Origin of the sequence: Fibrella aquatilis (assembly GCF_017353255.1) — a bacterium.
GTDB classification, from domain to species: domain Bacteria; phylum Bacteroidota; class Bacteroidia; order Cytophagales; family Spirosomataceae; genus Fibrella; species Fibrella aquatilis.
The window spans coordinates 65,373-77,988 of sequence record NZ_JAFMYU010000023.1 but is presented as its reverse complement, the minus strand read 5'-3'; the positions used below and the strand labels follow the sequence as shown (position 1 = coordinate 77,988).

Genomic DNA, 12,616 nt, shown 5'->3' with positions numbered 1-12,616 from the left:
GGTAGCTCCGGCGTCAGCCAACCACATACCACATACCCACTAAAAACCAACCCCTTATGCACCGTCGTCAGTTTGTCAGGAATAGTTTATCGGTTGGGGCTGCCCTGACGAGTAGCGCGTGGGCCAATGCAGGCATTGCTGACAAAGCGGTGCCGTTTAAGACCAAATTCTCGCCGGAGTTTGGCATCTTCAAAGGCTTGGTCCCCGCTGACCCCGCCGACGAAGTGAGGTGGGGGTTCGACCAGGGGTTCCGTGCGTGGGAGAACACGTTTCTCAAAAATCGCACCGTGGCTGAGCAGGAGCGCATCAGCAAAACGATGCAGCAACTGGGCATGGAGTTCGGGCAGTTTGTGGGTACGCTGACCTTCGCCGACGTTACCTTCGCCGGGCGCGATGCCAGCCTCCGCGAGAAAGTCCTGGCCGACGTGCGGGCCTCGGTCGAGATTGCCAAGCGAATGAATACCAGGTTAATACACAACGTGCTGGGCGTGTCGGACCCGAAGCTGCCCTGGGATTTTCAGCTGGCCAATGCCATTGATCTGCTCAAGCGTATTGCCGATATCTACGAGCCCCACGGGCTGGTGATGGTGATGGAGTCGATGAATCACCGGGTAGACCATCCTAACATGTTTTTGCACACCATTCCGCAGGCCTATGCGCTGGCTAAAGCCGTGGGCCGACCCAGCGTGAAGGTGCTGTTCGACTTTTATCACGTGCAGGTGCAGGAGGGGCATCTGCTGGCCACCCTCGACTACGCCTGGGACGAAATTGCCTATATTCAAATTGGCGACACGCCGGGCCGCAAGGAGCCTACCAGCGGCGAAATCAACTACCCCAACGTGCTGGCTCACCTCTATAACAAAGGCTATCGTGGCTTTGTGGGCCTGGAACACGGCCTGAGCAAACCGGGCCGTGAAGGGGCCGAAGCTGCCCTGAAAGCCTACCGCAGCATCGACGTGCGGTGAGGGCGGAGTGCTCGAGCCAGTTCATGCCCCAGACGTATATAGAGCAGGGGTACCCACCCAGACCCACCCAGCGGTGCCGGTTCATCACTTTACCTTACCCGAAGATTACAGCCCGACTAATTTAGTAACACACGCATTATCCTGCGCAGACTAGTTTTGCACAAGACGTATGAAAACAATAGGGCCACTTCTCAGGCCGTCTATGACGGTACGTTCTCTCCACTAAGACTATTTACCCCATCAGTATGTGCCGTAGCAGGCAGTTCTGCTGGGCTGGTGCGTATTGACCCAATGCCTGGCATAGCTAGCTGGCGTTGGGGGTGCCGAACTCGTGGTGCAGCCAGGCCCCTGCAACAATTGCTTTCCTGCGAGTGACCAGATCAGAATATCTGTCAAACTCCCTTTTCTGTAATCCAACATGTTCATGAAAAGACCACTATTGCTCTTCTTCCTGATCATACAAAGCTGTATGGTCTATGCGCAGGTCGACTATTCGTTTGGGACGAGTATGGGCACCTACGCCCCCCTTTCGGGAGCGGCCACGGCTACGCTCACGGCAGCCAACCCCGGCGGCCGATCCCTGCTCGACGAAGCCTTCGCCAACAACATTCCCATTGGCTTCGGTTTTCAGTACAACGGCCTCAACTGTAGCATTATTCACCTCAATGCCAACGGGTTTGCCTCACTGGGTGCGCCTTTTCTGCCCAGCCCTACCGACCCTACCTACGATGCCAACGAACTGCGCGCCGCCACCGGCTACCGGGGTGCAGCCCGGCCGGTGCTGGCTCCTTTCTGGGATAATCTGGTCTTCACCAACGCCACTGATCTGACCTACAAAACGGAGGGCAGCGCCCCCAACCGCGTGTTCACAGCCCAGTGGCAAAACATGGCCTGGCAGTCGGGCACAGCCGCGTTGTCGTTCCAGCTTAAACTCTACGAAACCACCAACATAATTGAGTTTGTGTATCGGCAGGAGGGCAGCACCGGCGTGGGAGCCAAATCGGCATCTATTGGCATCACGGCCCAGGCCGGAGCGCAGCTCATCGACGATGAGGCGGGTAACTTCCTCTCGCTGAATAGCGCGGGCGGCACCCCCACCAGCAGCACACTGGTGGAAACCGAAACCATTGCCGACCGCCCCGCCACGGGTCAGGTGTACCGCTTCATACCTGCCACCTGTGCGCCCCCGGCGGGCCTGGTGTTCACCACCTACGGCCTAACCTCGGCCAGCGTACAGTGGACGGCCCGCGCTGGCACCGGCAGCTACGAATATGGTATCAATAACATTGAGGTTCCGCCCGCTAACCGGCTGACTACCAGTGGTACAACATCTGCATTTACGGGCCTGAGTCCCAACCAGAATTACTACGTGTACGTCCGCAGCCAGTGCGGGTCGGCCTGGCGGGTAGTTAGCTTCAAAACCACATCGGCGGCTACGGTTCCCTACAGTGAAGGCTTCGAGGCGGCGCTTGACAACGCCCTGCCAAGGGCTATGCGGCGCGAGAACCTGAGCAACACCTTCGGCGACAGCTACTGGCAAACCACCGATCTGGTGACCGCCGCCACGGGTAGCAAAGCAGCGGTGGTAGCAGCTCCGTTTGTGGCGGGCCAAAGCTGGCTTTACACCCCCGGCCTGAGTCTGGTGGGTGGCACGACCTATAAAGTAAGCCTGAAATACGCTAGCACGGCAGGTATGCAGGGGCTGGAACTGCGTTGGGGTACCGGCGTTGGGTCTGCCGCCATGACTAACCTGCTGCTCAACGTACCGGCCATTACAGGAACGGCCTACCAGCAAAATTCGGCCTCGTTTGTGGCCCCCGCCACAGATACTTATTACGTTGGTTTTTTGTGCAAATCAGCCGTCAATAATGGCCTGCTGACACTGGACGACCTCTCCATTACGGTCGATTCCAGCCCTGTGGTGGCCGTCACGAGCGTGTCGGTCAGTCCCGCCAGCGCCAGCTTGCTAGTGGGCGAGACCACCCAGCTCACGGCCACAGTAGCCCCAAACAATGCCACCAACAAAAACGTCTCTTGGATATCGGGCAATACGGCCGTGGCCACCGTCGACGGCACGGGTAAAGTGACGGCTATCGCAGCGGGCAATGCCGTGATCACGGTCACGACCACCGACGGCAACAAAACGGCCAGCAGCACCATCACCGTCACGGCCCCAATCACCGGTACGGGTACCTCGACAATGGCCCTGGCCACCTGGGACTTTGCCGGAAAAGGCGGACAGAACAACCTGAGTGCCAGCACTAAAGCCGCTGATATCAGTAGCGCAGTGGCCAAACTGGGACCAGGATTGTCGGTAATCAATTATCTGAGTAATGGCCTGACCGGCACGGAACAAACCGCCACTAATCTGGCCGGTGCGCTGTTGGGTAATGATTATATTTCATTCACTGTCAGCCCCGTAGCGGGCAAGAACCTGACGTTGACCAAAGTTGATATCCGCCCTGTTAGCCAGAACAGAACCCGTTCGTTCGCTGTCTTCTCCAGCGTGGGTGGGTTTGCTTCGGGGCAACAGCTCGCCACATTTACGGGCACAAACGATCAGGGCGGCAGCCTGCAATCGGTTACGGTCAGCAACCACGCCAGCCTGACGGCCACGGTCGAATTCCGGGTGTATGTGTACGGCGGAACTGATGTGTATGAGTCGGCGGGAATAGGTAACCGCAACGGGGCTGCCAGAGCGTATGACCTGGCCATTATTGGCACATCCGCCGCCGCTACCACGCCACCAGCAGTGGCCACGGGCAAGATCATCCGCGAGTACTGGAGCAACATTCCTGGCAACGGAACCAGCCTGATACCCCTCACCCAGCCCGTGAGCGGCACCGCCGAGCTAACCTCCCTGGAAGGTCCCACCAACTGGTCCGATAATTACGGCACCCGCATCCGGGGCTACGTGATTCCTTCTACCACAGGCAGTTATACGCTGTATGCCGCTGGCGACGACAACGTGGATCTGTTCCTGAGCAGCAATGACAACCCGGCCAACAAGACCCGCATCGCCTACGTGAGCAACTGGACCGATTCGCGGCAGTGGACCAAAGAGACCAACCAGAAATCGGCCACCATCAACCTGGTGGCCGGGCAGAAATACTACGTGGAGATTTTGCACAAAGAAGGCGGTGGGGGCGACAACCTGGCCGTGGGCTGGACAGGGCCAGGTATATCGGCCATTACCGTTATTGGCGGGGCCAACATTGCGCCCTATGTCGTGAGCGGTGCGCCGAGGCTGGCGGTATCAGAAGCGGAACATTCGATTCGCATTTACCCCAACCCCGTGGGCGAGTCGTTCATCATTTCGGGGCTGGCGCAGCCTTCTACCGTCGACGTGGTTAGCCCGGATGGGCGGATGATGCAGCGTCACGAGCAGGTGGAAAATCAGAGCCGCATTGGCACGGGCGAACTGCAAACGGGTCTCTACCTGATCCGCGTGGTCAACCCGGTGCAGGGCGTGGTCATCCAGAAAATTATCAAGCAGTAGCCCCTAACAACTCGTCAACTTTGTCCGATCATGACGTATCAATATATTCTGAAAATCAGCAGGTTGTGCCTGCTTGGCACCCTCTTGGTGGGCATGTCCGACGGACTGGCCCAGGATGTTATTTCCATCTCGACGCTCAACACCGACATGAGCGAACGTTGGCCGCAGCCCGCCACTGTCGTCATCCGCCGGAGCGGGGGCGTGAAGGCCGTTACCGTGCCCATTAGTTTTGGCGGCACGGCCACCAAAGCCGTCGACTATGCCTCGTCGGCGGGGTCCAGCGTGACCATCCCGCTGGGTGCCCGCGAGGTGTGGGTGCAGGTACGCCCCCTAACCGACGCTCTCACCGAACCAACCGAAACGGTGCAGGTACAGGTGCAGGCAGCGCCCGGCTTTACGCTGTCGGGGAGCAGTTCTGTATCTATCAATCTACTGGATAACAGTGGCTTAGCTAACGATGAAGAAGCTACCCGCTTTTTGATCCAGGCCGGTTTTGGTGCTGACCCTGATGAACTGGCCGAGGTGAAATTGCTGGGATTCGAGGGCTGGATCAACCAGCAGTTGACCCGGCCCAAGGGCTATCTTCAGCCAGTGATTCAGGCACGGCGGGCGGCAGGTAAAGATATCTTTCACCCGGCTACCAAAATTGCGCTCTGGACGCAGGCCATGCGGCGGCGCAATCCACCCGGCGGGGGCACCGTGCAGACCGACGTGCTGCGCCAGCGAGTGGCCTATTCGCTGCTTCAGATCTTTGTGATCTCGCAGAACGTAGATGCCCTTTCGCTCAATTCGGAAGGCGTCACCAACTACTATGACCGGCTGATGGATGGAGCATTCGGCAACTTCCGCCAACTGCTTTTCGACGTGACCCTGCACCCCTGCATGGGCGTGTACCTGAGCCACGTAGGCAACCGCAAACCCGACCTCAGCATCAACCGGTATCCCGACGAAAACTACGCCCGCGAGATCATGCAGCTCTTCAGCATCGGCCTCTGGGAACTGAATCAGGACGGCACCCGCAAACTCGATGGCAACGGCAAGCCCATTCCCACCTATACCAACCAGAACATCACGCAGTTTGCGCGGGTATTCACGGGTATTCAGTATGGTGGCCCCGGTAACACACAGTTCGATTACTCAGGGGAAAACTTCCTCTACCCCATGAAAGTATGGGATCAGGAGCATGACATGGACGCCAAGACACTGCTGAATGGTACTGTATTGCCCGCCCGCACTTACAACGGTGCCAACACCCAGACCCTGGGTATGCTTGATATAAATGCGGCCATCGACAACCTGTTCAATCACCCTAACGTAGGGCCTTTCATTGGGCGGCTACTAATTCAGCGGCTGGTGACGTCGAACCCCAGTCCGGCTTACATCGGGCGGGTGTCGGCGGTGTTTGCCAACAATGGATCGGGGGTGCGGGGCGATATGGGTGCGGTGATTAAAGCCATTCTGCTGGATCCTGAAGCCCGCTCGTTCGATAAGACGCTGGAGCCTACGTTTGGCAAAATGCGTGAGCCGTATATGACGCTCATGAACATGGCCAAAACGTTTAATGCACAACCGCAAAGTGGTGATTACGAAAGTGCTACCTATATGTACGAGTTCTATTTGCAGGAGCCTTTCCAGTCGCCGAGCGTATTTAATTTCTATTCGCCAAACTACCGGCCTTTTGGTGAATTGACAGCGTTGGGTCTCTTTGCGCCGGAGTTTCAGATTCTGACGGCGGTAACGGCCATCGAGACTCAGAATAATTTACTCAACTCGGTCGAAAACGAAATTTCGCGCTGGGGGTCCTCGCCAGCCAACCAGATGAAGCTCGATTTTTCGCAGGAAATCCCCCTGGCCAACGACCCCGACGCGCTCATCCGCCGACTGGCTATCCGCATGACGGGTGGTACGTTGCGCCCCCGTAGTTTCCAGAATATCCGCGAGGCCGTGCTCAAAATTCCCACCAGCAATGCCACCTGGCAAATCGACCGCGTGAAAATGACGGCTTACCTGATCGGGGCCAGTTCGGAGTTCAACATTCAAAAGTAATATCCCCATGAAAGCTTCTCACAATTCAATCAATCGTCGGCAGTTTCTGGGGCAGGCCTCCTGCGCTGCCGTGGGTACCACCTCCCTGCTGAGCACACTCACCAATATGCTGCTGACCAACTCGGCGGTGGCCCAGAACGCGGCCGGCTTTACCGACTATCGGGCTATGATCTGCCTGTTTCTGCCTGGTGGCAACGACTCCTTCAACCTGCTGGTGCCCACCGGGGCAGCCTATAGCGAATATGCCCAGGTACGGGCCGATCTGGCCCTGCCACAGGCCTCGCTGCTACCTATCAGCCCGCTCAACACGGCTAGCCGCCCGCTGGCGCTGCACCCCGGAGCTACGGGCCTGCAAACGCTGTTTACTCAGCAGAAACTGGCGTTTCTGGCCAATGTGGGTAGTTTAGTACGCCCCACTACGCTGGGCGATTTTAACACGGGCAACAGCCTGCCCTACGGTATTTTCTCCCATTCCGACCAGCAGGAGCAATGGCAGTCGTCGATCCCCGACGTGCGCAGTGGGGTAGGCTGGGCCGGTCGTGCCGCCGATTTGCTGGAGAGCGCCAACATCAGTTCCAACGTGTCGATGAACATCTCGATTTCGGGCAACAACCTCTTCCAGGTGGGCAACCAGATCGTGCCTTACACGGTCAACGCTAGCGGGGCCTCGGCCCTGAACGGTTACGCAGGCACGGGCGGCTACGACCCCATCCGGCACAGCGCCATCGACAATCAGCTGGCGCAGGAATACAAAAATATGCTCGACAAAACGTATGCCCGCATGAAGCGCAACTCGCTGGATGCGTATCAGCAGTTCACCGAGGCCACCGCCAACCCGCTGCCGGCCGACAACCTGGGCAACGGGCCGTTGGGCAGTCAGCTGCGGCAGGTGGCCAAGATCATTGCCGGGCGCAACACGCTGGGGGTGAAGCGCCAGATTTTCTACGTGCAGTGGGGCGGCTGGGATTTCCACGACAACGTGGTTGACAATATGGCGGCTATGATCCCCGTAGTGAGCGACGCCGTGAAGGCTTTTTATGACCTCACCGTAGCCATGGGCGTGCAGAACAACGTGACCCTGTTTTCAGCCTCGGAGTTTGGTCGCAGCCTGACCTCCAATGCCAAAGGCTCGGACCACGCCTGGGGGGGCAACCAGTTTATGGTGGGTGGGGCCGTCAACGGCCAGAAAATCTACGGTACCTACCCAGACTTGTTTCAGAACAACTCGCTTGATACGGGCCGGGGTCGCCTGATTCCAACTACGTCGGTGGATCAGATGGCGGCGGAACTGGCCATCTGGATGGGCGTGTCAAAGTCCGATCTGCCCCTGGTGCTGCCTAATATCTCGCGGTTCTACAATATCAGCGGCTCGGCCAATCCGCTGGGGTTCATGGCATAAGGATCTATATAGTGCCCTATGAACACGTCACGTATAACACCAGATTCTACCTGACGGTAGAACCGGGTGTTGTATTTCTAGGAAAATCGTGGAGTAGACTCCATGGTTTGGTTAGCATTAACTTTTTTTCAACAAGTATGAAAAGCATGATACCGGCAAAGTGCGTATTGTCCACGAAAAATACACTGCTGACCAGATAGAAGTATGAGTTAAATAACTAGGTATTAAGCTGACTCACCGAACGAATATTTTTTTGGCTTTACGCCGTAGTGTTTTTCGAAAACCCTGGTGAAATGACTCAAATTAACGAAGCCCAACTGATAACCCGTTTCTGACACCGAGTGTGCACCCATTTTTAATAAACTGGCCGCTTTTTCCATCCGAATGGTTTGGTAGTAATTGTAAATCGTATCGCCAAATATTTGACTAAATAAACCGGCCATCTTGGTCACACTCAATCCGCATACTGTAGAGAGGTTTTTCAGCGAAGGGGGGCTACTTAAATCGGACACTATCAACTGTCGCACCAAGAAAATTTTGTCGATGTCGGCTTTGTTGATAGTGCTATGCTGGCTGGTTTGTCGTTTCATTAATTGGTTAAAAACCAGGTAGATTAACTCCTGAATTTTAATTCTATAATGCAGGCTGATTAGTGGGTTATCTTCCTGACCGTCAGTTAATTGCTTTAGTATTTTCTGGAAGCTTAGACTCAGGTTTTCGTAAAAGAGAAAACTGCTGTTCTTTGTCAGTATAGTCTGTACAACCGTGTTGGGTTGTGTGATGTTCAGAAGTGCCTCAAGCGTTTGCCGCTTGGTACTAATGACCACGTAATTAATCGACGAGTGTGGGGAAAACGAATGTCAGATGCCAGGTCATGTGAGATAATCCGGATCGCCAGCTCATTATTTATCGACGACGCTTTCGGGTCTTTTAGTGTCGACAGGTCCTGATTGATGTTAAATAAAAAATTGATTGTGTCTTCCGGCTTTTCGGGTGCTAACCGTTTGATTATCAATTCTTCGTTTAAGGTGTAGGCATGAATAATTAGGTTAAAGTCGGGGTATAGGTTAACGTATTTTACCTGACCACTCCCTACCGACTCGGGAATGGTCAGGGTATTATCAATAACGGGTGTGTTGAGCCTGGCCGCAAAGCGGTTCATAAAATCAAGCTCATCGGGTAGGAATTCAAAAAGCATAAGCTGACAACCAACGTTATCTAAGCGTGGCCAGTAGGTCAGCGGCGCTCGTCCAGGTAAGAGCCGGATAGCGTGCGTTGTCTACTTGGTCGAATTGAACGCTAAACATACTATGCAGATACTGACTCTGTTGCCAGGCAGGATACTGTTGTTGTTCGCCTTCGGGATGGGCGGCCCGCTCTTTCTTGTTGTAATTGGATAATGCTTCCAGACTGCCTCTGTTAACCAGTTGGTAGGGCGTACCCAGCACTTGGCCCGTTAGGGTTGCTAATTGAACTGGACTGATCTGAAAATCGGCAATCTTCAGGAGCCGGGGTGTGGCCGTATCTAATGCCGCCATTGCCGTAAAAGCCGCCGTGCTGGCCATAGTGGTGAAGTCGATAGCCCAGTCGGCACGGCCCCAATACCCCACCGTTTTGTCTTTTTGGTTTAGCAGCGGAACGTTGTAGGTGAGCACCTCGGCAAAAGCACCGTTGAAAATGGACGTTGCCTGGATGGGGGCCGCATCGATAATTTTTTTAAAGTCACGACGGAGGTCAAAATTGCGATTCTCACCCGCCGGCAGCGGTACGAAGTCACTACAAAAGTCGGACGGAATAAACCGGGGCACGTTAGCCGCTATAGCCGCCTGGAGTAGCAGGCCTTGTGCATCAATGATTACATCATGTAGCCCCTGCACGGCCGATACCACACAGGCAACATCTTGGCAAGCCTGAGTAAGCCCCTGGAGATCTGTCAACTCGGTCACAACGATGTCTACACCAAGTTGCCGTAGCTCATGTACGGTTGATGCGTTGGCACTAGACCGAACGATAGCGCGTACAACGGCGCCCCGGTTAAGAAGTTGACGAACAATTCGGCCGCCTAAGTTTCCGGTAGCACCGGCCACTAAAATGATATTTTTCATGCTTGAAGGAGCAACTGACTAGTCAGCAGCCCTTTAATTGGGTGATACGTTATGAAGGTAGATAGGCTTGTTTGCCCACCCATTTACAGAAATGCAATGAGTTGGTCTAGCAGGTAAGCCGGATTTTCTTCCGCCAGCCAGTGCCCGGCATTGGGTACGCTACCCCCGCGCACATCATCGGCCACTGCCTGTACCGTGGCTACAATGGTTGGACCGGCCGAATGCTGCCCGCCCAGGGCTAAAACGGGCATAGCCAATTTAGTTTGAGCGCTCACCTGGTTGCGGGCTGCGGTTGCGGGAAAGGCCCGGTACCACTCGAAACCTGCGCTCATAGCACCCGGAGCCGAGTAGGCCCGCACGAACTCATCTACTTCGGCCGTCGAGAAAGCGGTTTTGTCGTAGGCAAAGTGAGTAAAGAAATAGGTTAGGTAGTCGCGCTCCCGGCCTGCCGTGAGTAGTTCGGGCAGTGCTGGCGTCATGTGAAAGCCAGGGTGCCAAATGCCGGGCCGTGGGGGCAACTGCGGGCCAACGCCCAGCAGCGGGCCGTCGAAAAGACCCAGCCGGTATACCTCGGTGGGATGGGTAGCGGCGTAGGCGTAGGCCACCATGGCCCCAATATCATGACCCACCAGCCGAATGCTTGAGAAGCCCAGCTGCTGCACGAGTTGGTGTAGGTCGTCGGCCAGGGTATAGGCGTCGTAGCCCATGGCGGGGGCGGGTTTATCGGAGAGGCCCGCCCCCCGCAGGTCGGGCACAATAACCGTATAGTGCGCTGCCAGCGCGGGCATTAGCCGGTGCCACGCGTACCAGGTCTGGGGCCAGCCGTGTACAAGCACCAGCGGCTCACCCTGACCACCCAGTACGTAATGGATCCGTATACCATTGACGGCCACAGTGGCCTCTGTGAAACCCGCTGGCAAGAGCGACGGTGCCTCAGATCCGTTATGGTGCCCTGTATTAGTTGCTGTTGACGAGACATTGGTCATTTGTTGGTGGCTCAAGCAAAAGCTATGAGCGCGTTTACGTTTAGCACACCACAAATGTCTGTCAATATATTTGGCTAAAATAGCCGCAAAAAGCTAGTTAATAGTCCTATATATCATTCGTGTGGTCATTCAAAACGTGGTAACCGCGTCGGCAATAGAGTTAAGAGATCGGGCTTCACTCGACCAATGAGAATGCATAAGCAACGGCTTTGGGTTGGCTGGCAGGTAGGATAAGTGTCAGCGTTCGGTTGGTTAGCGTGTGTTTCACGGGTTTTCCGCTACTCAGTTCGGTTACGGTTTTAACCGCACCCAGCGGCAAGTCGGCAATGGTGACGCGTTTGCCCACCGGCTCGTCGAGCAACACCATGTACAACTTACCGGCTTTGGTAGTGAACCTGACGCGCCCACCATCGGTCGTTTTGGCGGCGGCCTGCGTCCAGGGTCGGGTGGCGTAGATGGCCTCTCCGTTGGCTTTCAGCCACGCACCCAAACCCCTCAGCCGACTTAGCTGCCCCTCCGGAATAGTGCCGTTGGCTTCGGGACCGACGTTGAGCAGCAGGTTGCCGTTTTTGCTCACAATATCCACGAAGGAGTCCACCAGGGCATCGACCGACAGAAACGTGGCGGCATCCTCGGTTTGGTTGTAGCCAAACGACAGCCCGATACCCCGACACGTTTCCCACTTCTTGGTGTTAATCGTGTCGAGCACCTGGTATTCGGGCGTGGTGAAATCGTAATGAACGGCTGGTTTGGCTTTGGGCGCGGCAAACTCAAACGTATGCCTGTTGTTGACTACGCCCTCCGGGTTTTTGTTGTAAAACTCGGCAATCACCGGCACCGGGTTATACGCTTTCGGGCTGCCAATGTCAGCCCATAGTACGGCTGGGTTGTAGCGTTCGGTGAGTTCGCGCCAGTGGTTGCCCAGGTACGCCACGTAGTCGGATTGCTGGGGCGTAGCCTGGAACAGGTCGGGGAAATTTTTGATCGTTTTAGGGTTAAACGTCCAGTCTAATCCGCTGGAGTAGTACAGACCCATTTTCAGACCCTGCCCGGTTACTGCGGCTGACAGTTCGCCCACAATGTCGCGGCTCGCCTGGTAGTTTTTCTTCGATGGGTTGGGGGTGCGGCTGGGCCAGAGCAAAAAGCCGTCGTGGTGTTTAGTGGTCAGCACCACGTACTTAGCCCCAATGTCTTTGAAGAGTTTGGCCCACTGGTCGGGGTTCCACTGCTTGATCTCGCGGTTGAACACCGGCACGAAATCATCATAGCTGAACGTGTCGCCATAGGTTGCCTTGTGGTGTTGCTGGGTGCTGCTGCCGTCAATTTTAAGCGAGTTAAGGTACCATTCGGCGTAGGGGTTGTTGGCAAACCATTCTTCGCCGGCGGTCTTGGCCAGAATCTCCTGCAAGGGTTTTTTGGTGCCTTTGGCCCAACCCGGCACCGAATACAACCCCCAGTGGATGAAGATGCCCAGCTTGGCATCGTTAAACCAGGTCGGCACGGGGTGTTTGTCAATGGAAGCCTGCGTGGTGTCGTAGCGAACAGCCGGGGTTTGAGCCGCGCACAGGCCAACAGAAAACAGCAGGAGCACGGCTATTAAGCGGGTTGATTTCATC

Annotated in this window: 9 protein-coding genes; 4 read left to right on the top strand and 5 right to left on the bottom strand. The window is 55.8% G+C overall.

The window, feature by feature from the left end; translation table 11 throughout:
• Window positions 1-56 precede the first annotated feature (56 nt).
• From J2I48_RS22830 to J2I48_RS22815, 4 genes are all read left to right on the top strand, one after another.
• Window positions 57-965 carry a hydroxypyruvate isomerase family protein gene (locus J2I48_RS22830; RefSeq protein WP_207337826.1) on the top strand — a complete coding sequence of 303 codons (909 nt, stop codon included), beginning with the start codon at window positions 57-59 and terminating at the stop codon, window positions 963-965.
• Between the two features lie 424 nt (window positions 966-1,389).
• The gene (locus tag J2I48_RS22825) at window positions 1,390-4,464 is read left to right on the top strand and encodes an NIDO-like domain-containing protein (protein ID WP_207337825.1); all 3,075 of its coding nucleotides are present in this window, start codon (window positions 1,390-1,392) and stop codon (window positions 4,462-4,464) included.
• Between the two features lie 30 nt (window positions 4,465-4,494).
• Window positions 4,495-6,510 (top strand): DUF1800 family protein, encoded by a 2,016-nt coding sequence (locus J2I48_RS22820; RefSeq protein WP_207337824.1) that lies wholly within the window; start codon window positions 4,495-4,497, stop codon window positions 6,508-6,510.
• Between the two features lie 7 nt (window positions 6,511-6,517).
• Entirely contained in the window at window positions 6,518-7,909 is a 1,392-nt protein-coding gene (locus J2I48_RS22815) for a DUF1501 domain-containing protein (protein ID WP_207337823.1), read from the top strand.
• Window positions 7,910-8,133: 224 nt separating this feature from the next.
• Here the strand turns inward: J2I48_RS22815 and J2I48_RS22810 are convergent, their stop codons facing one another.
• From J2I48_RS22810 to J2I48_RS22790, 5 genes are all read right to left on the bottom strand, one after another.
• Window positions 8,134-8,499 carry a helix-turn-helix transcriptional regulator gene (locus J2I48_RS22810; RefSeq protein WP_207337822.1) on the bottom strand — a complete coding sequence of 122 codons (366 nt, stop codon included), beginning with the start codon at window positions 8,497-8,499 and terminating at the stop codon, window positions 8,134-8,136.
• Between the two features lie 194 nt (window positions 8,500-8,693).
• Window positions 8,694-9,107 carry a hypothetical protein gene (locus J2I48_RS22805; RefSeq protein WP_207337821.1) on the bottom strand — a complete coding sequence of 138 codons (414 nt, stop codon included), beginning with the start codon at window positions 9,105-9,107 and terminating at the stop codon, window positions 8,694-8,696.
• A gap of 16 nt (window positions 9,108-9,123) precedes the next feature.
• On the bottom strand, window positions 9,124-10,014 hold the full coding sequence (locus J2I48_RS22800) for an NmrA family NAD(P)-binding protein (RefSeq protein ID WP_207337820.1): 891 nt from the start codon (window positions 10,012-10,014) through the stop codon (window positions 9,124-9,126).
• 83 nt (window positions 10,015-10,097) lie between these two features.
• Window positions 10,098-11,000, bottom strand: a complete 903-nt coding sequence (locus J2I48_RS22795) for an alpha/beta fold hydrolase (RefSeq protein ID WP_207337819.1) — start codon at window positions 10,998-11,000, stop codon at window positions 10,098-10,100.
• A gap of 175 nt (window positions 11,001-11,175) precedes the next feature.
• The gene (locus J2I48_RS22790) at window positions 11,176-12,615 is read right to left on the bottom strand and encodes an alpha-L-fucosidase (RefSeq protein WP_207337818.1); all 1,440 of its coding nucleotides are present in this window, start codon (window positions 12,613-12,615) and stop codon (window positions 11,176-11,178) included.
• Window position 12,616: the final 1 nt, after the last annotated feature.